Annotated in this window: 19 protein-coding genes; 3 read left to right on the top strand and 16 right to left on the bottom strand. The window is 69.8% G+C overall.

What is annotated here, in order from left to right; genetic code table 11:
• Positions 1 to 107 precede the first annotated feature (107 nt).
• Both Ssi02_RS01990 and Ssi02_RS01985 read right to left on the bottom strand, forming a co-directional pair.
• Positions 108 to 1094: a carbohydrate kinase family protein gene (locus Ssi02_RS01990; RefSeq protein ID WP_204020429.1), complete on the bottom strand. Its 987-nt coding sequence runs from the start codon at positions 1092 to 1094 to the stop codon at positions 108 to 110.
• 173 nt (positions 1095 to 1267) lie between these two features.
• A complete protein-coding gene (locus tag Ssi02_RS01985; RefSeq protein ID WP_204020427.1) occupies positions 1268 to 1627 on the bottom strand; it encodes a HesB/IscA family protein in 360 nt (119 codons plus the stop codon).
• A 272-nt stretch (positions 1628 to 1899) separates the two neighbouring features.
• Here Ssi02_RS01985 and nadA point away from each other — a divergent pair, with 272 nt between their 5' ends.
• Positions 1900 to 3054, top strand: a complete 1155-nt coding sequence (nadA, locus tag Ssi02_RS01980; protein ID WP_204020425.1) for a quinolinate synthase NadA — start codon at positions 1900 to 1902, stop codon at positions 3052 to 3054.
• A 57-nt stretch (positions 3055 to 3111) separates the two neighbouring features.
• Here the strand turns inward: nadA and Ssi02_RS01975 are convergent, their stop codons facing one another.
• The 7 genes from Ssi02_RS01975 to Ssi02_RS01945 form a co-directional block, all read right to left on the bottom strand.
• The gene (locus tag Ssi02_RS01975) at positions 3112 to 3861 is read right to left on the bottom strand and encodes an SIMPL domain-containing protein (RefSeq protein ID WP_239128525.1); all 750 of its coding nucleotides are present in this window, start codon (positions 3859 to 3861) and stop codon (positions 3112 to 3114) included.
• A gap of 80 nt (positions 3862 to 3941) precedes the next feature.
• Complete coding sequence (gene lysX / locus Ssi02_RS01970; RefSeq protein WP_204020422.1) at positions 3942 to 7349, bottom strand: bifunctional lysylphosphatidylglycerol synthetase/lysine--tRNA ligase LysX; 3408 nt, start codon at positions 7347 to 7349, stop codon at positions 3942 to 3944.
• A gap of 49 nt (positions 7350 to 7398) precedes the next feature.
• Positions 7399 to 8895: an alpha/beta fold hydrolase gene (locus tag Ssi02_RS01965; RefSeq protein ID WP_204020420.1), complete on the bottom strand. Its 1497-nt coding sequence runs from the start codon at positions 8893 to 8895 to the stop codon at positions 7399 to 7401.
• A complete protein-coding gene (gene pspAB / locus Ssi02_RS01960; protein ID WP_204020418.1) occupies positions 8892 to 9452 on the bottom strand; it encodes a PspA-associated protein PspAB in 561 nt (186 codons plus the stop codon). Before pspAB ends, Ssi02_RS01965 begins: the two co-directional genes overlap by 4 nt.
• 23 nt (positions 9453 to 9475) lie before the next feature.
• Complete coding sequence (gene htpX, locus Ssi02_RS01955; protein WP_204020416.1) at positions 9476 to 10375, bottom strand: zinc metalloprotease HtpX; 900 nt, start codon at positions 10373 to 10375, stop codon at positions 9476 to 9478.
• Between the two features lie 9 nt (positions 10376 to 10384).
• Positions 10385 to 10663: a PspA-associated protein PspAA gene (pspAA, locus tag Ssi02_RS01950; protein ID WP_204020414.1), complete on the bottom strand. Its 279-nt coding sequence runs from the start codon at positions 10661 to 10663 to the stop codon at positions 10385 to 10387.
• Complete coding sequence (locus Ssi02_RS01945; RefSeq protein WP_204020412.1) at positions 10660 to 11454, bottom strand: PspA/IM30 family protein; 795 nt, start codon at positions 11452 to 11454, stop codon at positions 10660 to 10662. Before Ssi02_RS01945 ends, pspAA begins: the two co-directional genes overlap by 4 nt.
• Before the next feature lie 148 nt (positions 11455 to 11602).
• Between Ssi02_RS01945 and Ssi02_RS01940 the strand changes: the two genes are divergently transcribed.
• A complete protein-coding gene (locus Ssi02_RS01940) occupies positions 11603 to 12223 on the top strand; it encodes a DUF3043 domain-containing protein (protein WP_204020411.1) in 621 nt (206 codons plus the stop codon).
• 235 nt (positions 12224 to 12458) lie between these two features.
• Here the strand turns inward: Ssi02_RS01940 and Ssi02_RS01935 are convergent, their stop codons facing one another.
• From Ssi02_RS01935 to Ssi02_RS01910, 6 genes are all read right to left on the bottom strand, one after another.
• Positions 12459 to 13649, bottom strand: coding sequence for an SMI1/KNR4 family protein (locus Ssi02_RS01935; RefSeq protein ID WP_204020409.1), 1191 nt, complete (start codon positions 13647 to 13649; stop codon positions 12459 to 12461).
• A 393-nt stretch (positions 13650 to 14042) separates the two neighbouring features.
• A complete protein-coding gene (locus Ssi02_RS01930) occupies positions 14043 to 16844 on the bottom strand; it encodes a DUF5682 family protein (protein WP_204020447.1) in 2802 nt (933 codons plus the stop codon).
• A gap of 248 nt (positions 16845 to 17092) precedes the next feature.
• Entirely contained in the window at positions 17093 to 18208 is a 1116-nt protein-coding gene (locus Ssi02_RS01925) for an ATP-binding protein (protein WP_204020407.1), read from the bottom strand.
• 10 nt (positions 18209 to 18218) lie between these two features.
• The gene (locus Ssi02_RS01920) at positions 18219 to 19508 is read right to left on the bottom strand and encodes a VWA domain-containing protein (RefSeq protein WP_204020445.1); all 1290 of its coding nucleotides are present in this window, start codon (positions 19506 to 19508) and stop codon (positions 18219 to 18221) included.
• A gap of 239 nt (positions 19509 to 19747) precedes the next feature.
• Positions 19748 to 21253 carry a hypothetical protein gene (locus Ssi02_RS01915; RefSeq protein WP_204020405.1) on the bottom strand — a complete coding sequence of 502 codons (1506 nt, stop codon included), beginning with the start codon at positions 21251 to 21253 and terminating at the stop codon, positions 19748 to 19750.
• A complete protein-coding gene (locus tag Ssi02_RS01910; RefSeq protein WP_204020402.1) occupies positions 21253 to 21744 on the bottom strand; it encodes a hypothetical protein in 492 nt (163 codons plus the stop codon). Before Ssi02_RS01910 ends, Ssi02_RS01915 begins: the two co-directional genes overlap by 1 nt.
• A 288-nt stretch (positions 21745 to 22032) precedes the next feature.
• Here Ssi02_RS01910 and Ssi02_RS01905 point away from each other — a divergent pair, with 288 nt between their 5' ends.
• On the top strand, positions 22033 to 23031 hold the full coding sequence (locus Ssi02_RS01905; protein ID WP_204020400.1) for an aldo/keto reductase family protein: 999 nt from the start codon (positions 22033 to 22035) through the stop codon (positions 23029 to 23031).
• A 196-nt stretch (positions 23032 to 23227) separates the two neighbouring features.
• On the opposite strand, the gene Ssi02_RS01900 is transcribed toward Ssi02_RS01905, so the two are convergent.
• The gene (locus tag Ssi02_RS01900; protein WP_204020398.1) at positions 23228 to 23434 is read right to left on the bottom strand and encodes a hypothetical protein; all 207 of its coding nucleotides are present in this window, start codon (positions 23432 to 23434) and stop codon (positions 23228 to 23230) included.
• Between the last annotated feature and the right edge of the window lie 151 nt (positions 23435 to 23585).

Here is a 23585-nt window from a genome sequence, read left to right as displayed (position 1 = left end):
CCGTGCGCGCCCGCCGTCCAGGCCGTGCGCCGAGCCGGCGATCGCCGTACAACCACTGAGGGGAAAGCCCCGGCGACGATCCCTAGAACGGAAGGCCCGCGGGGCTCTCAGGCGTGGTGGCACCGCAGGTGGGGGGCCACCTCGGCGGCTGCGTCGGCGCCGTAGGCCGAGGAGAGGCGGTCGAGGAAGACCTGCCGCTTGAGCTCGTATTCCTGGCAGCCGACGCGCTCAAGCACGTGGGTGGCCGTGAGGTTGCCGACCTGCGCGCAGCGCTCCAGGGACAGGCCCCAGGACAGGGCGGACAGGAAACCGGCCCGGAAGGCGTCGCCGACGCCGGTCGGGTCGGCCTTGCCGAGCTCGGGGGCCGGCGGGATGTGCAGGGAGGGCTCGCCGACGCGGTCGACGCGGGCGCCCTTGGGGCCGAGCGTGGTGACGCGGACGCCGACGCGCTTCAGGAGCTCCTCTTCGCTCCAGCCCGTCTTCTGCTCGATGAGGGCCTTCTCGTAGTCGTTGCCGAACAGGTAGGCCGCGCCCTCCACGAGGGTCTTGATCTGCTCGCCGTCCATGCGGGCGAGCTGCTGGGAGGGGTCGGCGGCGAAGGGGATGCCGCGCGTGCGGGCCTCGTCGGTGTGGCGGAGCATGGCGTCGGGGTCGTTGGGGCTCACGACCACCAGGTCGAGGCCGCCCACCCGGTCGGCGATCGGCTGGAGCTCGATCAGCCTGGCCTCGGCCATGGCGCCGGTGTAGAACGAGGCGATCTGGTTGTGGCTCTCGTCGGTCGTGCACAGGAAGCGTGCGGTGTGGTGGAGCTCGGAGACGTGCACCGACGAGCAGTCGACGCCGTGGCGCTCAAGCCACGAGCGATAGTCCGCGAAGTCCGCGCCCACGGCGCCGACGAGGATCGGCGTCAGACCGAGGCAGCCCATGCCGAAGCTGATGTTCGCCGCGATGCCTCCCCGCCTGATCTGCAGATCGTCGACGAGGAACGACAACGACACCCGGTCGAGCTGATCGGCGATGAGCTGATCGGAGAACCGGCCGGGAAAGGTCATCAGGTGGTCGGTCGCGATGGAGCCGGTGACGGCGATGCGCACGGGGTTCTTCTCCTCGTTGTCAGCATCTTTCGAGGGCAGAGACGGTGCCGGGACAGAATCGGGACCGCCGGTGAACCACGCAAGAATACGCGAAGGCTCCGCTCACCCCCAAGGTGAACGGAGCCTCGCGACGATCATGTGGGCCGGCCGCTGGGGCGGACCTGGTGTGATCGTTAGTTGAAGGAGTCACCACAGGCACAGGAGCCCGTGGCGTTGGGGTTGTCGATCGTGAAGCCCTGCTTCTCGATCGTGTCGACGAAGTCGATGCTGGCGCCGATGAGGTAAGGCGCGCTCATGCGGTCGGTCACCACGCCGACGCCGCCGAAGTCGGTCACCACGTCGCCGTCCATCGACCGGTCGTCGAAGAAGAGCTGGTAACGAAGGCCGGAGCAGCCGCCCGGCTGCACGGCGACGCGAAGCTGGAGGCCTTCCTCACCCTGCTGCTCAAGCAGGCTCCTGACCTTGGCCGCCGCGGCGTCGGTCAGGATGAGCCCCTGCTGCTGCTCAGTGGTGTGGCCGCTCTCAACCGTCATGTGCTGCTCCCGCGTGTGGATAGCCGCCGCCGCGGGCGACTGTCTGAATGTGACGTCTCTCCTTAGACGCTACCAACACCCGTCGTGCGCCACACATTCCATGGCGGTGCCACAGATTTCGCGAGCCTCCCAGGAGCCTCTGCCGTCCGGCAGGTAGACGGCGCTCCCACCCCCGTACCTGCGGTTTTGTCATAGTTAGACCCCCCGGACCGGACAATTCACTTCTCGTATGCCATCATTAGTCGTCAGTTCGACGATAAGGGGGTGTGGTCGTGTCGACCACCCAGATCGGTCTTCCGCTCTTCGTCCTCGGCCAGTCAAAGGACCCGCACAGCGAGCGCGGGGTCGACTGCCCCGGCGAGCTTCCGCCCGCCTCGGATCCGGCGCTGGTGCAGCGGGCTCGAAGGGCCAAGGCGGCGCTCGGCGACCGGCTGTTCGTGCTCGGCCACCACTACCAGCGTGACGAGGTGATCCAGTTCGCGGATGTGACGGGCGACTCGTTCAAACTGGCCAGAGAGGCGGCGGCGAGACCGGATGCGGAGTTCGTGGTCTTCTGCGGTGTGCACTTCATGGCCGAGTCGGCCGACATCCTCACCGGCGACCACCAGAAGGTGGTGCTTCCCGACCTCGCCGCGGGCTGCTCGATGGCCGACATGGCGACCTTCGACCAGGTCGAGGAGTGCTGGGAGGTCCTGGAGGACGCCGGGATCGCCGGAGTCACCGTCCCCGTGACCTACATGAACTCAAGTGCCGACATCAAGGCCTTCTGCGGCAGGAACGGCGGCGCCGTCTGCACCTCGTCCAACGCCAAGCGCGCGCTCACCTGGGCGTTCGAGCAGGGCGAGAAGGTGCTCTTCCTGCCCGACCAGCACCTCGGCCGCAATACGGCGGTGCTGGAGCTCGGCCTGTCCCTGTCGGACTGCGTGGTCTACAACCCGCACCGCCCGAACGGCGGCCTCACCGAGGCCCAGCTGCGGGATGCGAAGATCATCCTTTGGAAGGGCCACTGCTCGGTGCACGGCCGTTTCACCGCCGAGAGCGTCGACGACGTGCGTGAGCGCGTCCCGGGCGTCAACGTGCTCGTGCACCCCGAGTGCCGCCACGAGGTCGTGACCAAGGCCGACTACGTCGGGTCGACCGAATACATCATCAAGCGGCTCCAGGAGGCCCCCGCCGGCTCGTCGTGGGCGATCGGCACCGAACTCAACCTGGTCAAGCGGCTCGCCACGATGTTCCCCGACAAGAACGTCTCCTTCCTCGACAAGACGGTCTGCTACTGCTCCACGATGAACCGCATCGACCTGCCCCACCTCGTGTGGGCGCTTGAGTCGCTCGCCGCGGGCACGCTCGTCAACCAGATCACCGTCGACGAGGACACCACCCACTGGGCCAAGGTCGCCCTCGACCGCATGCTCGCCCTGCCCTAGCCGCGAGGGGGGTACGGCACACGCCACGCGGGCCTGTGCCGTACCCCGCTCGGGTCGTCAGCGGAGTTCGAAGACCACGCGGGCGGTGACGGCGACTGTCTCCCGCCCGGCGCTGACCGACGCCTTGTCGGAGGCGAACTCGGCGCTCATGAGCATGGGCCGGGACGGGCCGCCGGTCTCCTCGCTGACCGTGACGACGCGGCCGAGCTCGCGGCCGGCGAGCCGGGCGTATTGCCGCGCCTTCTTGGACGCGTCCTCGAAGGCGCGCTCGCGGGCGACCGTGAGCGCGTCGCGGCGGTTGGACAGCTCGAACGAGATGCCGTTGAGCCGCACCTCCTCCCCCACCGTCGCCACGGCCTCGATGACCTTGTCCGCCGTGGCGACGTCGCGGACGACGGCCTGCACGCCCTGGGTGGCGCGGTAGCCCGAGATCCTCGAGTGCACCTCGAACTCCGGGCCGAGGCTCAGGTCGTTGGTCTGCAGGTCCTTGGCTTCGATGCCCTGCTCCAGCAGAGCCTTGGTCAGCCTGGCTGCCGCGGCGCGGGCCGCGGAGAACGCCTCGGCGGCCGTGGGGCGGCGCCCCTCGACGCCGGCGTTGAGACGCATGATGTCGGGGGCGGCGGACACTCTGCCCTCTCCGACGACGGTTACCCTCGGAGTTTCGTTCTGCATTGTCACCTTCGGTGTGGGAGAGTCGGCGTGGGCGATCCCCCCGAGCACAGACAGCCCGAAAACCGACGGTCCGCAGACGGACAGTCCGGCCAGCGCGGCGGCGACGGCGGCCACCGCACGAGTCATCTTGATCATGAGGGGATGTCACCAGCGGGCGCGGGGATGCACCGTGCGCCGCGCCCGGACTTGACGCTATCCGCAGGCACCCAAAAGGTCTACCGGAGGTGCAGCGGGCCCAGCCGTACCAGCGGGAAGGTCAGGGTCTGCCGGATCGACGCGCCGGTGAGAAACATCACGAGCCGGTCGACGCCGAGCCCGAGGCCGCCGGTGGGGGGCATGGCGTGTTCGAGCGCGAACAGGAAGTCCTCGTCGAGCCGCATCGCCTCGGGGTCGCCCCCGGCGGCGCGCAGGGACTGCTCGGTGAGGCGGCGGCGCTGTTCGAGCGGGTCGGTGAGCTCGGAGTAGGCGGTGGCGATCTCGGTGCCGTAGGCCACGAGGTCCCACCGTTCGGCCAGGCGCGGGTCGCCCCGGTGGGGGCGGGCGAGCGGGCTGGTCTCGACGGGGAAGTCGATGTAGAAGGTGGGGTTCACGGTGCGTTCCTCGACGAGCCGTTCATAGAGTTCGAGGACGACCGCTCCCCTGCCCCAGTGCCGTTCGAGCGGGACGTCCAGCCGTTCGGCGATGACCAGCAGCTCGTCCGCCGGGGTGTCCGGGGTGATCTCCTCGCCCGCTGCCGCCGAGATCGCGTTGTATACGGTGACCACCGGCCATTCGCCTGAGATGTCGGTCGAGGTGTGCTCCCGGAGCACCACCGGGGAGCCGTAGACGGCGGTCGCGGCCTGCTGGATCAGTTCGCGGGTCAGGGTGAGCATGGTCCCGTAGTCGGCATATGCCTGATATGCCTCCAGCATCGTGAACTCGGGGTTGTGGCGGTAGGACACCCCTTCGTTGCGGAACGACCGGCCGAGTTCGAAGACCTTCTCCACCCCGCCGACGCAGAGCCGTTTGAGGTAGAGCTCCGGGGCGATCCGCAGCTGCAGCGCCATGTCGTACACGTTGATGTGCGTCGTGAAGGCCCGCGCGAGCGCACCCCCGTGGAGCGGCTGGAGCATCGGCGTCTCGACCTCCAGGAACCCCCGCCCGGCCAGCGCGCCGCGCAGTGCGTGCAGCACGGTGCTCCGCACGCGCAGCATCTCGCGTGCCTCCGGCCGCACCACGAGGTCCAGGTAGCGCCGGCGTGCCCCGGCCTCGGCGCCGGACAGGTCGTGGTGGGCCCGCGGCAGCGGGTGCAGGCACTTGGCGGTGATCACGCACTCGGCGGCGCGCACCGAGATCTCGCCCGCGCGGGTGGTGACCACCTCGCCGCGGCAGCCGACGTGATCGCCGAGGTCCACGGTGCGCCGCCAGCTCGACAGGAGGTCCGGGTCGGTCAGCATGAGCTGAAGATCGCCGCTCCAGTCGGCGATCGTGGCGAACATCACCCGGCCGTGGTCGCGCACCAGCATGACGCGGCCCGCCACCGCCACCTCCTCGCCGGTGGCCTGGTCGGGGTCGAGGCCTGCGTGGCGGCGCCGTACCTCCGCGCAGGTGTGGGTCCGGGGGAACATCGGCGGGTAGGGGTCGGCGACCTCCGACAGCTTGCGCAGCCGCACCCGGGACTGCTCGGAGGCGGCAAGGGGCACCTCGGCCTGAGGGGCGGCGCGGATCTCGGGCGTCGCCGCGGACGAATCCACGGGCGTTCCGGCGGGGATCTCGGTGGGCGCCTCGGTGAAGGCGATCGGCGCGGCCTCCGCACGGCCGGCCCGCACTCCGGCCCGGGCCTCGGCGCCGGCCTCGCCCCGGTGGAGCAGGGTGCGCAGGCTGCTCGGCAGGAAACCCTCGGCGGCCGCGAGGGCGATGCCGACCTTGGGCAGGTCGCGGATCTCCCCGTAGGCGAGATAGCGCGGCACCCATAGGGGGCGATATTTCACATTGGACCGGTAGATCGATTCGAGCTGCAACCAGCGGGAGACGAAGAGCAGCGTGCGCCGCCAGGCGCGCAGCACCGGCCCGGCGCCCATCCGCGCGCCCTCCTCGAACACCGAGCGGAAGACCGCGAAGTTCAGCGAGACGCGGTCGACCCCCAGTGCGGGGGCCCGCTCGACCAGCCCCGCCACCATGAACTCGATCAGGCCGTTGTCGGACAGCCGGTCCCTGCGCATGAGGTCGAGCGACAGACCGGTGCGCCCCCACGGCACGAAGGACAGGATCGCGGCCTCGTCCCCCTCCGCGGTCAGCGCCTCCACAAGCACGCACCGCCCGTCGGCGGGGTCGCCGAGCCGGCCGAGCGCCATGGAGAAGCCGCGTTCGGTCTCGGCGCCGCGCCAGGCGCGGGCGCGGTCGATCACCCGGCGCATCTCCTGCGGGGCGAGATCGCTGTGGCGGCGCACCCGCAGCGTGTAACCGGCGCGTTCGACCCGGTTCACGGCCTGCCGTACGGCACGCATGCCCCGCCGGTCGATCGAGAAGGTGCCGACGTCGAGCACGGCCTCGTCGCCGATCTGAAGCACATGCAGGCCGCTGCGGTCGTAGGCGCGGGCGCCCTCCTCCCCCGCGCCGACGACCGCCGCGGTCCAGCCGTGCACCTTGGCCTGGTCGAGAAACGCCTCGATCGCGGGCGGCCACGCCTCGGGGTCGCCGAGCGGATCGCCCCCCGCGAGGCTCACCCCCGCCACGACCCGGTACGACACCGCCGCCTTGCCGCTCGCGGAGAAGATCGCGGCCCGGTCGCGGCGGGTGGCGAAGTAGCCCAGCGAGTCGCATTCGCCGTGTTCGGTGAGCAGCGCGCGGATGCGGGACTCGTTCTGCGGATCGAGTACGGCATGAGCCCGCTGTGACCTGAACAGCACGATGAACCCCGCCACGAGGGCCGTGGCGCTGAAGAGGCCGATCAGGAAGGACACCCAGTGGGGCGGCTGGCCGGTCGCGTCGAAGTCGAAGCTGATCGCCCCGCCGAGGGCCTTCTCCAGGACCCAGGTGATGTGCTCGTGCACGGGGAGGGTGCCGGGGAAGAAGGTGACCAGGAGCAACCCGACGGTGAAGGAGACCAGCAGCAGCGCGATGACGGTGGAGACGGCCTTGCGGAAGGAGGCGTGCTGGACCCTGGCGTAGAACTCGCTGTAGGCGGCGATCAGCACGACCAGCAGGGCGGTCATGAGGACGATGTTGAACGAGCTGGCGATGAGGAAGCGCAGCGGCAACTCGCTGCGGAGCTCGGGCACCAGCAGATAGACCGGGATGGTCACGACGTCGGCGAGCAGGGTGATCACGACGAGGGCGACGAGCACCCAGTAGGCGACCCGTTTGCGCCGGGCCACGGCGCCGGCGAGCAGCGCCATGAACACCGCGTAGGCCAGGTTGGCCTCCAGGGTGAACACCCCGAAGATGAACACCTCGGTGAAGGGCCGCAGGAAGTGCCGCAGGGGCGGGACCAAGGTGATGGCGGCACTGTAGATCGCGAGGACGGCGAGGATCGTCGCGAGCACTCTGGGCACGCCGGACAGGAAGCGCGACCACCGCTCCCCCCGTGCGGTGTGCCCGCCTCCGGCCTCGGGCTCGACCCGGTAGACCTGAGCGCGCCCCATCGCCATCCCCCCGAATGATGATGATCCACTTGGTAAGAGAAATACCCCTTTACCAGGGGAGATATCCGTCTATCCCATCTTGTTTACCATCGACGGGACGCCCCCGGACCCCGGGCTGACGACCTTGGACGGCTTCCACCACGTGCCGCACCGCCGCCGCCACGGCCTCCGGCCGCTCCACGTGCACCTGGTGCCCCGCGTCCGGAAGCACGACCCGCTCGGCGTTCAGGGCGGCGGCCAGGTCCCTGTGGCACGGGTTCTCCCGTCCCGCGGTGATCACCACGGTCGGGACGGCGGGATAGGGCAGCTTGCCGCGGAGCGCGGTGAGATCGTCGGCCATGTCGCGGTAGGCCAGCCACTCGCCGAGCGAGGCCGCGGCCACCCTGGCACTGCCGTACACCTCTCGCGCCCTGCCGTCGACCCGCGCGCCACCCGCCAGGCGGTAGGCCGCCGGGCCGGACAGGCGAGTGATCACGACGGCCCCCAGGGTGTGGCCGAGCGCCGGGAGCGCCCGGCCGAGCAGCCTGCCGGCCGGGGAGGTGCCTCTCCTCGGCCGGGACTCGCAACTGGGGTCCAGCAGCACCACACCCCCCACCAGCCCCGGCCAGAGCCGGGCGAACGCCTCGGCGTGCCAGGCCGCGACCGAGTGCGCCACCACCACTACGGGGGTGTCGCCGGTCAGGGCCAGCAGGCGCACGGCTTCGCGCCGCAAGGTCGGCGGGACGACCGGGGCGGGGCTGAGGCCGAGCCCAGGGCGGTCGAAGCGGACGACGGTGAGGTCGCCCCGGAGCTGCTCGGCGACAGCGTCCCAGTGGTACCAGGCGCCCGCCATGCCCGACGTCAGAACGACCTGCGGCGCCGCCTCGACGCCCTCCCGCACCACGTGCACGCCGGCCGGACGCCGCACCTGGCGCTCCTTCGGCAGTCCCACCGCCAGTGTCAGCAGCCAGAGGGTGAACACCGCCACCTGGATCCGCTGGGCGAGGCCGACCTCGGCGCGCAGGACGACCGCCACCAGCGTCCAGACCGTCGCCACCAGGGCTGCGAGGGTCCAGGCGGCTCCGCCGTACCTGATGAGGGGGCGGCGCGAGCCGATCACCAGGGTCGGCAGGCTGAGCAGCACCCCCGCGGCGGCCAGGCCGCTCGTCGCCATGTGCACGTAATGGGAGAACGACGCCTGGCCGGAGATCTCACGTGCCATGCACTCCGGGTTGCTCAGCGACGCGCAGTCGAGCGCGAAAACGCCGTCGGCGAGCGTCGCCGCGCCGAAGACCGCGAGCCCGAGCCAGCCGGCGCCCCGCCAGGGACCCGGCCGGGGATCGGGCACGAGGGCTACAGCGAGCAGGCACGCGGCCCCGGCGACCACGTCACCGAGCCTCGCCATCCACGACCAGGGCTGATCGAGGGCGCCCAGTTCGCTGAGGTAGCCGAGGGCGCGGTGGACGCCGGGGTTCATGTACTGCAGAGGCACCCACAGGCTGTAGGCGACGGCGGCCAGGACCAGCAGCCAGGCCGAGGCGAGTGCGAGGGCTCGCGTGGTGATCACGTAAGGCCCGGGGCTCCCCAGACCGGGAACCACCTGCTCAGATCCGCTTCGATCGGGAGCTCGTCCTGCAGAACCCCGCGCACCTGGATTTCGAGGGCGTTGTCCCGATGCTCATTCGGGAGCGGGGCGAAGGGGTAGAAGGTGCCCCGCTTGTAGAGGTAGACCAGGGCGAGGGGGGCGCCAGGGGAGCCGGTGAAGGAGATCAGGGAGCACAGCAGCGACGGGCCGAACCCGGCCGACTCCAGGGAGGAGTTCACCGCGTGCAGGTCGGTGACCAGGCCGCTCACGTCGTCCGGCAGGTGCGTGACCGTGACCCAGGTGTAGCCGTAGGAGTCGGCGGAACGCTCCGCGCGCTCCCCGATGAGCGCCTGCGCCTCGGCCGTGAGGTCGGTGAACACGCCGCCCTCGGCCGCACGGAAGCTCACCGAGCCCCGGCCGGTCGGGGTGAGGCCGGTCGCCGCCTGAAGCGTCACGGCGGCCGACGGCAGCCGGAACAGCGCGTCGAGGTTGGGCGCGGCCGGCTTGGTGCGGCCGAGCAACGTGTCCCACCACCCCATGGAAACCCCCTTCCCCCGGGGACTTACGGACGGCCGAGCTGCGCGCTGATGCGGGCGAGCTGTTCGAGGCGGCGCTCCAGCGGGGGGTGGGTGGCGAACAGCGCCGCGAGGCTCGCGCCGGGGGCGAGCGCGGGCGCGAAGTAGAAGGCGTTGTACGGCGCGGCCTTGCGCAGGTCCTCGGTGGGAATGCGGGACATGTCCCCGCTGATCTTGGTGAGCGCGCTGGCGAGGGCGGAGGGGCGCTGGGTGAGCAGGGCACCGGCGCGGTCGGCGGCGAGCTCGCGGTAGCGGGACAGGGCGCGGGTGAGGAGGAAGCTGATCGCATAGACGATCATGGAGACCAGCATGACGATCAGGCCGATGGGCAGGCCGCCGCGGTCGTCGCGGCTGCGGCCGAGGCCGGTGTAGAGCGCGAACCTCGTCATCAGGCCGGCCACGATGCCGAGGAACGAGGCGATGGTCATCACGGCGACGTCGCGGTGGGCGACATGGGACATCTCATGGGCGAGCACGCCCTCCAGCTCCTGCGGCGAGAGGCGGCGCAGGATGCCCGTGGTCACGCAGACGACGGCGTGCTTCTGGTCGCGTCCGGTGGCGAAGGCGTTGGGGACGTCGGTCTCGGCGATCGCCACGCGCGGTTTGGGCATGTCGGCCATGGCGCACAGGCGGTCGATGAGAGCGTGGAGTTCGGGTGCCTCCTGCGGGGACACCTCCCGGCCTCCCATCGCGAAGAGCGCGATGCGGTCGGAGAAGAAATATTGCACCAGCAGGAAGCAGCCTGCGATCACCAAAACGGTGATCGCTCTGGCTCCCAGAGCGATCAACACGGCCACGAATGCCACATAGAGCAGCCCCAGCAGGAACATGGTGAGCACCATGCGCCGGCCGAGACCCCGGTCTGCGGCAAACCGGGTGCGAGTCATGCCCCCAAGCTAGCCGGGGATAAGCCCGGAATCTCCAAGCATTGACTGCACTTCGTCCATGGAAGCGTCAGGCGGAGGCAAAATCAGCTCGGAAGGCTCCAAGCTGTCGTCGGGCAGCGGGCTGCCCACCTCGCGCACCTTGTCAAGCAGGTCGTGCAACCGGCCGCGGAACTCCCCCTCGTCCCCGGCCCGGATGGCCGTCTCCAGCTTGTCGTCAAGCTCGTTGAGCACGTCGATATCGCTCTCCGCGATCTGGACCTGCCCCTCGCCCATGATCCTTGCGATCACAAGCCCTCCCCCGGTTGGCGGTAGTTCTGAGTCTGCGGCTGGGGCTGCTGCTGCGGCTGCCCCCCGGACTCGATGGCGCTCTTCGGCGCGGGTGCCTGCCCAAGCTCGGCGCGCATGCGCTGAAGCTCCAGCTCGATGTCGGTCGTCGCGCCCATGCGGTCGAGCTCGGCCTGGATGTCGTCCCGCTTACCGGTGAAGTCCTCAAGCGCACCGCTGGCGAGCAGCTCGTCGATGGCCCCCGCGCGCGCCTGCATCTGCGCCGTCTTGTCCTCGGCCCGCTGGATCGCGAGACCCACGTCGCCCATTTCCTCGGAAATGCCGGAGAAAGCCTCGTTGATCCGCGTCTGCGCCTCGGCTGCGGTGTAGGTGGCCTTGATGGTCTCCTTCCGCGTACGGAAAGCGTCCACCTTGGCCTGGAGCCGCTGCGACGCCGTCGTCAGCTTCTCCTCCTCGGCCTGCAGGTTGTCATGCTGGATGCGCAGGTCGGCGATCTGCGACTGCAAGCCGGAACGGCGGGTGAGCGCCTCACGCGCCAGATCCTCGCGGCCCACCGTCAGCGCCTTGCGGCCCTGGTCCTCAAGGCGGGCACCCTGCTGCTCAAGCTGGTTGATCTGGAGTTCAACGCGCTTGCGGGAGGTGGCGACGTCGGCCACGCCCCGGCGGACCTTTTGCAGCAGCTCGATCTGGCGCTGATACGAATAGTCCAGAGTTTCGCGTGGATCCTCCATCTTGTCCAAGGCTTTGTTGGCCTTGGACTTGAAGATCATCGAAAGTCTCTTCATCACGCTCATGCGCGTCGGCCGTCCCCTTCTTCGTGGTCGTGCTTGGGTCGCCCCCTGCCGGACCGCCCCCCTGGGATCAGCGGAGCCGCCTATGGGTTCACCCTACGCATAACGCACGAGGGCGTCACTAAGTTGCACTCCCGGTAGGCTGAACGTCGTGTTCCGACGTCGTACCCAGCAAGCCGTGGAAGAGTCCCCCTCCACCGCAAATGATGCTAAATCCGGGGGCAAGGGACGCCCAACCCCTAAGCGCCGAGATGCCGAGGGACGTAGGCGCCAGCCCGTGACGGCTCCCAAGACCCGTAAAGAAGCCTACCGCCAACTCCGCGAACGGCAGGCGTCCCAGCGGGCCCGCGTCCAAGAGGGCCTCGCCCGCGGCGACGAGCGCTACTACCAGCCGCGCGACCGCGGCCCCGTGCGCAAGTTCGCCCGCGACTGGGTGGACTCGCGGCGCATCGTCAGCCAATACTTCCTGCCGTTCTCCCTGGTCATTCTGATCTTGACCTGGGTGCCCTTCCCCGTCGCCATGCGGCAATACATCTACTTCGGCGTCATCACGGTCGCGTGGCCGGTGATGATGGTCAGCGTGCTGATCACCGCGATCTGGGTCGGGTGGCGGGTCAAGAAGGTGGCGCTGGAGAAGTTCCCCGGGGAGAACATGAAGGGCATCGGCTTCTACGCGGCGATGCGCGCCATGCAGATCCGCAGACTGCGCTTCCCCAAGCCGATGGTCAAGGTCGGCGGGGCTCCTATGCCCACGCCTTCTTCACGCCGCTGAGGGTTCTGCCCTGGTTTTGCCCTAGTTCGGGCTGGCTCCTGCCTTGTCCGGCTCGCGGTTCGGCCCGTTCGGGCCGGCTCCCGCCCGGCCCGGCTCACGGCCGCCCTTTCCCATGCCGCTTGGCTGGCTCACGGCCGTTCCGTCCCCCGCTGTTTAGGTTGTCCGGCTCACCCTCCGTCCGGCTCCTACCGTCCCTTCCGGGTCGTTCGTAGCCGACGCGGGTACACGACCGCGCTCACTGATCAGTGGACTCACTCACGGTTCGGTGGACAGGTCCCGGCCACGACGACGGCCACTTCGACCAGTCCGTCCGCTCGGTCGAGGCCCGGTCCTGCGGCGCCGACGCGCCTCCCACCGGCACCCATCGGAGCACACCGTCGACGGCCCTCGCCCGGCGGCCGTCGAGGGGGCGCCCGGTGGTCAGCGCGTCCGCGGCCGCCCGTAGCGCGGCGTAATACGTCCTGCTGGGGGCGTCCTCGTCGCCGCCGCCCTGGTCGATCGTCTTCCCTGTGACCGCGTGCACCTCCGCGCGCTCGGCGAACGGGATCCAGCCCACCGGGTAGTCGCCGTTCACGGCCTTCCCCGGGCACGACGCGAGCCAGGCGTCGCGAAGCTGGCGTATGCCGTACAACTCGCCCGTCCCGAGGGAGAAGGCGGCGGGGCCGATCGCGCCGTTGTGGCGCAGGAGCGAAGCCCGCAGGGAGTCGGGGATGTTCAACATCATCTGCGCCTCGGCGACCGCGATCGCACGCGCTGTCGCGGGCGGGCGCAGGCTCGCGTAGGTCCGCGGGGCGTTGGTGCGCAACCATCGCTCGATCCGCACCCATTGGCGGTTCACCGCGCGCCGCATGGCGGGAGTGAGCGGGCGGACCGTCAGGCGGGAATACCGCTCGTGGCAGCGGGCCGGGTTGCGCTCTACGGCATATGAGTTCGTCGACGATGAGGCCATCGCGCTGCCGGGGTCGCGTGGGGCGGCATTCGCCTGAAGCGGCAAGGGCGCCGGCCGCGCCGGCTTCTGGGCGAACGTCAAGGTCTCGAACCCCTCGACCAGCACCAGCAGCACCACCAGCGCCGCTCCGGCCAGGGCGAGGCGCTCCAGCAGAGGGTTCGCCTTCCTCGGCGGGCGGGGACTCCTGGGGGCCGCGAGCGCGTCCTTGAGGGGCGCCGGCTTGGCATAGCGCGCGAGATCGTCCGCCGAGGGCACCCCGAGCACCTGTACGGAGCCACCCTGATCGGCCTTGAGCGGAGGGGGTGGAGCGTACAGCTTGAGCGCCCCGGATCTCAGCCGAGCCCTCGCCTGAGCCCGCTCTCTCCGCGCCAGAAGCTCCCGCTCCCGGGCGATGCGCCGCTGCCTGACGACCCGCACGACGATCGCGGTCACGATGACCACGAGCAGCGTCCGCCGCACCATCCGTGAACCGCTCAACCGCCGCACTCGCGGCACACTATCTTGAATCCCGGCAGCCCATCTCACACATGATCCATCGGGTAGGGCTCCACCAAACCCCCGTGTCGGGTTTCACCCGATCTGTCGCCCCGGCCACCCTCTTTTTCCATACCGCTCCAGCATCACTTTGAATTGCGCGGATGGGCCGAGACGACGATCGTCGTCAGGTTCTGGATGCTCAGCGCGCTCTTTGTGGCGATTGGGCGTGCGGTGTTCTATATGGAATGGATACCACTCCAGAGATCATTTCCCCCAGACGGTTAGCCGCCGCTCGCCCAACTCGTCGGCGCCCAGGTCACCCCGTCACCCACCCGGCCGACCGGGCTCACGCCGTGTATCCCGGGCCGAGGCGAACCTCGGCCCGGGAGGGGGTCAGGTGAGCAGGGCCGCGACCGCGAGGGCCGTGGCGGGGTGGGTGGACAGCAGCGTGTTCACCTCTGGGTTGCCCGGTGTGCCGGCGGTGGCCCATGGGTCGTCGTAGCCGAGGAGGACGGCGGCCGCGTCGCACGCTGCCCGGTGGGACATGAGCAGCTCGGCCACCGGGCCGCCCGCCGGACGTGTGGCGGGGCGGGTGGGGACGGATGGGGCCGACCATGGGGGTGTCCAGGAGTCCAGGCCTGCCAGGGTGCCGGGGAAGGTGCGGCCGGCCTCGCGCACCAGCAGCGGCATCGACTCGGCGGCCTGATCCTTGAGCATCGTGATGAGCTTCGGCAACCACGGCAGCAACACGTGGTCGGGCAGCAGGCCGAACGCCTTGGAGACGACCTCCACCACAAAGCCCGTCAAGGCGGGGACGGGTTCGGCGGCCTGGACGAAGCCGGTGAGGTAGAGCGGGAACGACGGGACGACCAGCGGGTTGTCCAGCAGTTCGTCGCAGCGGGACCGCAGCTCGGCCAGTGGCAGCAGTCCGAGGTGGCATTCGGCGGCCCACACCAGCGCGACCTTGGCGGGCTGCTCGGGGGCGCACTGCCGCACCGCGAGTTCGAGCTGGGTCCTGTCGCAGCCGAGGGCCAGCGCCACGCTCTCCATGCTGAACAGGAAGCCGAGCATCGCGCCCACCTGCCGCACGCCCGTGTCGCCGTCGGCGCACGCGGTCGGCAGCAGCGTGCAGTAATGCGCGTAGCCCACGGTGGCGAACTCGGCGCACCAGCCGGGCAGGTCGGTGCCGCGGCCGCGATAGTAGGCGAGCAGCCTGCGGATCCTGCGCAACACCTCGGGCGCGCTGTCGACGGTGCGCTCGGCGGCCAGCAGCTCCACCGCCCGCGCCCCGAGCTCGTCGGCGAGCCGGTCGCCGCCGAGGAAGACGACGGCGTCCTCGACGGCGCTCAAAGCGGTGGCCGCGGTCGCCTCCGGGTCCCACACCCTGCGGCGGAGCCGCTGCTCAAGCACCTGTTCGACGGTGACGCCCTCGTAGCCCAGCTCGATGATGTCGCGCTGGTGACGCCCTAGTGCCAGGTCCCAGCTCTCCTGGATGGACCGCTCGCCGAGCCCCCGCTCCCCCATGATGGGGCGCACGGCCCCCTGCGGCAGGAGGAAACGCAGCCGCCACAGCAGATCCGAGCACGGGACGAGCTCGGGTGAGGCGGTGAGGTCCATCAGCGAACGCTGCACCGTGCGTTTGGACAGGTCGAGCCCAAGCGGCTCCAGCCGGTCGAACACCTCGCGGGCCAGGGGCGGCAGCGCCTCGTAGCCCACGACCCCGACGCGGTCGCCGCCGAGGAGGATCTCGCACAGGCGGCGCACGTCGCGCCGCCCCGGCACGGAGTCCTTCTCGATGCAGGTGACCGCCGCGTCCTGAAAATCGTATGGCGTGGGCCTGGCTCTGCCACGCATCCCCGCCAGCAGGATCGACGTCTCGAACACGGCGATGGCGTCGGCCGTGCTTGAGAGGTAACCGTTGCGGCGGGCCAGCCGCACGATGTCGACGCACCAGCCGAGCAGCTCGGCCTCGTCGAGTTTGTCGAGGGTGCGCGGCTGGGCGAGGAAGCCCGACAGCCGGTCGACGACCTCGTGCGGCCCGTCCGGGGCCGGCGCGGGCGCGGGTTTGGCCTTGCCGCCCCGCTTGGCCGCGCCCTTCTGACCGGCGAGCCGGAAGGTCTCCACGCCTTGGCGGGAGACGGCCTTGCTCCAGGTCGCGGCGGCCACCGACACCGAGCCGGGGGCCAGGCCGAACTGCGCCTCGATGGCCGAGTGGCTCGATGGGATGAGACCGTAGAGCCAGCGGGTGGCCGTGCGCGGGCTGATCTCGAACGACGTGGCGGGTGCGGCCAGGCCGAACTCCTCGACGCGGCTCGCGGCGTGGAACGCGCCGCACACGTAGACGCAGTCCGCCGGGTCGGCGCCCGACGTGGCGAGGTGTTCGCGGATGCGGGTCCACATGTAGCGTTCGCGGTCCTCGTCCACGGTGCGGCGTTCGCCGCGGGTGGGGCGCAGGCGGCGGAACAGGCTGCCGATCAGCACCATGACCTGGCGGTAGGTGTCGTAGTCCGCGGAGACGAGCGGCTGCTCGACGTATTGATCCCACCACTCCGACCAGTGGCGCACCTTGCCGTGGTGCAGGAGGAACTCCTCCAGCTCCGCGAAACCGGGGCGCAGGTCGCCGATCTCCAGTCCGACCGCGTCGCCGTGCAGGTTGGCGTCCTCGCCGTGCTCGGCCTGCTCTTTGGGGGCGTCGCCTTCGCCGGCTTCCTGCCCCTTCTCCTGGGGCAACCACTGGAAGACGTGGTCGCACGAGCGGTCCACCAGCACGAGCTCGACGCCAGGCGTCTCCAGTGCATAAGCGATCGCCTGATATTCCGCCGACGCCTCGGTGATGGGGGCCACCACGCTGAGCGGCCCGGCGGCGGGCGGGAACCCGTCGAGGTCGGAGGCGAACGCCTGCAGCGCCACGGGCAGGCGGCAGTTGCGCAGCTCGGTCAGCAGCGGCGTGAGATCCTCACACAACTCCAGGTAGATGACCTTGGGCCGCTTCTCGTGGAGACGCCGCACCATGCTGAGCGCGGACGCCGGCGAGTGGTGGCAGACCGGGAAGATCTCCAGCTCTTCGCGCAGCGCCCGATCGACGTCGTCGACGAGCCCCGACAGGATCTCCGCCAGGCTGCCGGAAGCCCCGGCGAACTCGGAGGCGGCACCTAGCAACTGCTCCCTGAGGGCACCGAACGCACCTGAGTGCATATCGGTGCCGGAGGCCCTCGCGGGCGAACCGGCGCGCGGGTTTTCGCGTGGGGCGCCGGGCGTGCTCATGGCAGGAGCGCTGGACGAACCTGAGGCCAGGGTCCTGGACGGACCTGAGGCCAGGGTCCTGGACGGACCTGAGGCCAGGGTCCTGGACGGACCTGAGGTCAGGGTCCTGGAGGGACTGACGCCGGACGGGTTTGAAGGCAGGGCGCCGGACGGGCTCGCAGGAGCGGCGCCGGTGGGGCTCATGAGAGCGTGGCGATCGCCTGGCGACCGCCGTCCAGGAAGTCGCGCCACTCCCCGCCGTCCTTCTTGCTGCGGGGCTCGATCACCCCGTGCCAATATTTGTTGAGGATGGCGAGGTCCTCGGGGCTGCGCCGGGCCAGGGAGCCGACCAGAGAGCCGGCCAGGGTCTGACCGCTGAGGGTGCCCTCGCCGAAGAAGTTGCTGTGCAGGATGGCGTCCTCAAGCACACCGATCTGCTCGGCGGTGGACAGCGCCGACTCCAGCTTCTCGTCGTCGCTGCCGGCCGACGCGGCGGCGGCGCGCAGGTCGGCGAAGCTCTGCAGCAGGATGTCGAGCAGCGTGGGCGGCACGTCGAGCGCGATGTTGTGCCTGTTCATCAGCTCTTCCGTGCGGAAGCGCACGATCTCCGCCTCGCTCTTCTTGTTCGTCACCACGGGGATGCGCACGAAGTTGAACCGGCGCTTCAGCGCGGACGAAAGGTCGTTCACACCCCGGTCGCGGCTGTTGGCGGTGGCGATGATCGAGAAGCCGGGCTGGGCGAACACGATGTTGTCGTCGTCGAGCTCGGGGATCGACACGTATTTCTCCGACAGGATGGAGATGAGCGCGTCCTGCACGTCGCTGGTCGACCGGGTGAGCTCCTCGAAACGCCCGATCACGCCCTGCTCCATCGCGGTCATGATGGGCGACGGGATCATCGACTCCCGCGACTGCCCCTTGCCGATCACCATGGAGACGTTCCACGAATATTTGATGTGGTCTTCGGTCGTGCCCGCCGTGCCCTGCACCACAAGGGTGGAGTTGCGGCAGATGGCGGCGGAGAGCAACTCGGCGAGCCAGCTCTTGCCCGTGCCCGGGTCGCCGATCAGCAGCAGACCGCGGTCCGACGCCAAGGTGACGATGCTGCGCTCGACGAAACTGCGGTCGCCGAACCACTTCTGCGGAATCTCACGGTCAAGGCCGTCGGAACGTTCCGAGCCGAGCACAAACAGCCGCACCATGCGGGGGCTGAGCCGCCACGAGAACGGCTTGGGCCCGTCGTCGATCGACTCCAGCCAGTCAAGCTCCTCGGCGTATTTCACTTCGGCGGGGGCGCGCAGCATGTTGTCCGTCATGTGGGGGCTCCTAGGTGAGAAAGTTCTTCAACTCGACGACGAGCTTGCGGATATGGCCTGAGATCACGGGGGTGCCCAGGTCTTTGAATTTCTGGCGATACCACGGGTCGATGCTGTTGCGGCCGGAGCTGTTCACCGAACCGACGGGGATGAGCTTCACCCCGGAGCGGTGGACCGACTCGAAGTCGGTGATCAGCGTGCGGACCTCGTAGAAGTCGGAGATCCACACCATCACCGTGTTGCGCGGATCGGTGATCTTGGGCCGGGCGAGGTTCATCGCCACGTGGCCGTCGTTGCCGCCGCCGAGGTCGGTGCGCAGCAACACCTCGAACGGGTCGTGCACCCACGGGGTGAGGTCGAGGGCACGGGTGTCGAAGGCGATGAGATGCACGTCGACCTTGGGAAGGCCGGCGAAGATGGAGGCCAGGATGGTGCAGTTGACCATCGAGTCCACCATGGACCCCGACTGGTCGACCACGACGATCAGCTTGGCCGGGGTGGTGCGGCGCGCGGTCTGGCGGTAGAAGAGCCGGTCCACGTAGAGCCGCTGGTCCTCCGGGCTCCAGTTGGTGAGGTTCTTCCAGATCGTGCGTTCGATGTCGAGGTTGCGGAACACCCGTTTCGGCGGCACCGACCTGTCGATCACACCCACGCTGGTCTGCTCGACCTGGGTGCGCAGCACCTCGGCGACCTCGTCCACATATTTGCGGATCAGCGCCTTGGCGTTGGCCAGTGCCACGCCCGACAGGTTGGACTTGTCACGCAAGAGCTGCTCGATGAGCGACATGCTCGGCGTGAGCTGCCTCGCCAGGTAGGGATCGGCGAGAACCTCACGCAGGCGCATCCGTTTGACGAGGTCGCCCTCCAGAGTGGTGAGGACACCCGCCACCTCGGCGTCGCCGTCCGGCCCGCGCAACCCGCCGGGCTCGCAGCCCATGCCGCGCTCGAACCACTCCGCGTCCTTCTTCCACCGGGCCAGGTCACCCGCCGTGACGGTGCCGCTCCCGGTCGCGAACACATTGAGCAGCAACTTGGACACCAGCGCCGCCCTGCGCACCTCGTCACCACCGGAGTGCTCCCGCGCCGCCATGAGGTCGCACAACTCGCCGGCGAGCGCGGGGAAACGCTGCACCAGGTTGTCGACGGAGACCTCCGGATCAAGCAACGTGGCAGGCAGGCCCAGCTCCTCGACGACCGCCATGGAGGCGGTCTCCAGGGTGGGCTGCTCCTCGGCACCGAAGAGCCGGGACAGGAGCCGCCAATAGAGCACCTGCCGCCGATGCGCGACCCCCGCGGCCATGGGGTCCCCGGACACCTCCGCAAGTGCCGAGGTGCCCGGGGGCACCACATCCTCCGCGAGCGTTGAGGTGCCGGGGGACGCCCCATCCTCCGCAAGTGCCGAGGTGCCCGGGGACAGCCCATCAGCCGGCGTGGAGTACGGCGAAGCCCCCGGGAGGCCGGCCGACGAGGCGGACAACACGGAACGGCCGGACGGATCGGCGGACGTGGCAGGGGATGCGGGACCGCCGGAGAAGTCACTCATCGCCTCAGCAGCCTTCGCGCTCGTTCCCGGAGCACGGCGACCGCGTCGCCGGCCTTCGCCTCGGCCTTGACCACCTTGGGATCGGTGGGGCCCATCGCCCAGTCGCCCGTGTGCGCGACGACCGCCTTGCGTTTGACCGTCGCCTGCACCGCGAGCGGCTGCAGCAGCCAGCGCCCGCCGTCCCAGCGCATCAGACCGATGCAGGCCGAGGAGGCGGCCACAAGCCCGGCCGTGACCGGCCCATGCGCCGGCAGCCGATCGAGATCGACGGGCAGTGCTGTCTCGCCGAGCCGCACCAGCCGGCCGTCGGACGAGTAGCCCTCCACCAGCACAGGTTCGGCGATCTGCACCGGGTGGCGGTCGAGCGGCGTCACCGGCGGCGCCGACGCCTCGGCGAGCTGAACCCGCGCGGTCGTGAACGGGTCGGCGGGCGTGCTCGCCATAGCCCGGTCGTCATGCCAGACCAGGTCGCCACCGGCCAGAAGCGGCATGTCGGTGATCTCCACACTGCGGTGGTCGGCCAGCGCGCCCATCAGCACGGGATGCGCGCCAAGCAGGCGCCATACGGCGGAGCCGACGATCGTCTCCACCTTCGCCGCCGCGACACTCGTGCGCACCAGCCGCGACGGCCGGCCGCCCGCGGGCTCCAGGACCGCATACACCTGCGCCCTGACCGCCGTGCCGTGCTCTTGCACGTCCACGCCGAGGAGCAGCAGCCGCCCCGACACCACCTCGGCCACGTCGCCGTGCCACGCCCCGGCCTGCGCCAGCAGCAACCCGCGCGCCCACATGTCGGCCCACCGGCGTGCCGGAACGCGCTCCGCCGTCGCGAGCGGACTCAACGCCCGCAGCTCCGCCGCGAGCCCGTCGACCAGCACGGCGAGCCCCCGCAACCCCGGCACGGCGAGCAGCGCCTCAACCACCCGATCACACGCCGTCGTCAGCTCGTGGTCGACACCACGCCACCCGGTGATGGCCACCTCGCGCAACCACGCCCGGCACCCGGCCAGAGCCCCCACCACGGAAGCCGAGGCCGCGCCCGCGGCGTCATCGCCCAGGGTCTCGGTGGCCGCCTCAGCGGAATCCGAAGTCGCCGCCCCACCACCCGAGCCTGTGGACGCCGCCGCGGCACTTGATGGGGTCACCGCGGCGTCAGGAGTCGTCTGCCATGCCGTGCGCGAGCGCCCGAGGGCCTCGTCGAGCCCGTCAAGCAGGGCGTCGTGGACCGCGCCGAGCACAGCGGACCGGCCACCGGCCAAAGCAGCCAGGTGCTCGTCGGAGACGGAGCCGGCGACCGCCTTCTCCACCGCCTCGCCGAGCCGCGCTCCGAGCGGCGTGCCCGCGAGGGCGCCGGCGAAGGCCGTCAGCGCCTCCGCCCGCTCCGGCCCCAGCCGGGCGAACCCCGTGACAAGAGCCTCGTCCAGACCCGCCACCACGTCGAGCGCCGCGTCGACCCCGGCCGGCGCGCCGTCAAGCAGGGCCTTCAGCTTCACCTCAAGCATCAGCGCACCGCCTGCGACGTCGGAAACCACTGCATCTCGGCGAGCGGCTCGGTGCTGTCGGGCACCTCAAGGTAGGTCAGGTGCCGCAGGAAGCGGCTGAACACGACCGCGGCCGGCGCACGCTCCACCTGACCGCGCAACGCACCGATCAACCTGCCGTCCTCGGGCACCTCGACCCGCAGATAACGCGCGACCCGATCGACGCCGTATTGCACCACCGCCTCGTCGACCAGCGAACCCAGGTGTTTGCAGGCCGTGCCGTGCAGCCCCCCGCAGGGGCGGTTGTTGTTGGTGCTGCAACTCATGGCGTGGCTGCCCGCGGCGATCGACGACACGTAGACCCGCTCGATGTCGGACCCGCTCGACACCACCCCTTGCAACCGCCCGTCCGCCAACTCGACGAACGGCACCTTCGCCAGCTTGCGCGGCGCCACCGGCGGCACGACCCGCAGCACACTGTGCCGCTCCCAGGCTGCCTCGTCAGCGTCCATGTCTCACCTCCCAGCCATAGGGCCCGCGCATGCCGGCAAGGCGCCGGCCACAGCGCGGGCGACCGATCACGAACCGGGAAGCTACTCGACCCCACCGACATCCCGGGGCGCCTTCCAAGATCGCCCCGAGAGGTAACGACACTTCCCTCCGCTTCTGCCGATGGAAGTCCGGTTCCTCATCGCCTCCCGAACCCGCCTGAACGGCACCGCGTAAGTCACGCCGTCATGTGCGCCATGCCTCGGTTCGTTGGAAGGATCTCCCCTGAGCTGGGGCGTAGGGTGAGATGTATGGAATTCCGCTATCTCGGTCGTAGTGGCCTGAAAGTCAGTGAGATCAGCTACGGCAACTGGATCACTCACGGCTCGCAGGTCGAAGAGGACGCCGCAAAGGCGTGTGTTCAGGCGGCGCTCGACGAAGGCATCACCACCTTCGACACCGCCGACGTCTATGCAGGCACGAAGGCGGAGGAAGTGCTCGGGCGTGCCCTCAAGGGCGTGCGCCGGGAATCTTTGGAGATCTTCACCAAGGTCTATTGGCCGACCGGTCCCGGCCCCAACGACCGCGGACTTTCGCGCAAGCACATCATGGAGTCCCTCCACGGCTCGCTGCGCCGGTTGCAGACCGATTATGTGGATCTCTACCAAGCCCACCGCTATGACGTGGAGACGCCGCTCGTCGAGACCCTGCGGGCCTTCGACGACCTCGTACGGCAGGGCAAGGTGCTCTACATCGGCGTCAGCGAATGGCCTGCCGACCGCATCGCCGAGGCGCTCAAGCTCGCCGACGAGATGGGCTTCGACCGGATCATCTCCAACCAGCCGCAATATTCAATGCTTTGGCGGGTCATCGAGTCAGAGGTCGTGCCGCTGTGTGAGAAGGAGGGCATCAGCCAGATCGTCTGGTCGCCCATCGCCCAGGGTGTGCTCACCGGCAAGTATCTGCCCGGCCGGCCGCCGCCGGTCGGTTCCCGCGCCACCGACGCGGGCGGTTCGACTTTCATCTCCCACTGGCTGCAGGACGATGTGCTCACCCGGGTGCAGAGCCTCAAGGCCATCGCCGGCGACCTCGGCATCACCATGGCCCAGCTCGCGGTCGCCTGGGTGTTGCAGAACCCCAACGTGGCCTCGGCCATCATCGGCGCCACACGCCCCGACCAGGTGCGCGACAACGTCAAGGCCTCCGGGGTCAAGCTCGGCGCCGAGGTGATGAAGAAGATCGACGACATCCTCGGCCCCGTGGTCGAGCGCGACGCGAGCCTCGTCAGCGTGCCCGCCGAGCGCCCGTAACCAAGCTCCGGCGACGCCGCCGGTCAACGGACAAGAGCCCGCCCGCTCCGGATATCCGGAGCGGGCGGGCTCTTGTCCGTTCCGCCCGCCATGGAGGAGACACGCCGATCCGCCGAGGTCACTCCGCGCGGAGCGGCAGAGCGACGGTGCCGGACCGATGCCACCCCACCCAGGGCACATGCCGGTTCCCCAGGTTTCACCCCACCCGGAGTGACATGCCGGAATATTCGACGCGGTCGTCCTCCAGCAGGGTCACCTGCTCGACTCCAAGACTCAACAACTCAGACCAGTTCTCGCCCAGCCATGACTCGGCGTCGGACTGGTTCTGGAACACATCTCTCGGCAGCGGCTGATCGGTGACCTCGCCACCGTTCGCGTTCTCATACCGCCAGCGCCAGGTCATCTCCACGCTCCTCTTCCCACACTTCACGACCAAGCTCGCGGCCACCCCTCGCGCGAGGTGACGCCGGGACGAAATCAACCGGCCGCACGAACCCTATCCGTCCCACCTGTACCTCTCGTCAGCAGTGGAGAACGCCGCACCGCCCGGTCTT

Source organism: Sinosporangium siamense, from assembly GCF_016863435.1.
Lineage (GTDB): Bacteria > Actinomycetota > Actinomycetes > Streptosporangiales > Streptosporangiaceae > Sinosporangium > Sinosporangium siamense.
This window is presented reverse-complemented; position numbering and strand designations above follow the sequence as displayed.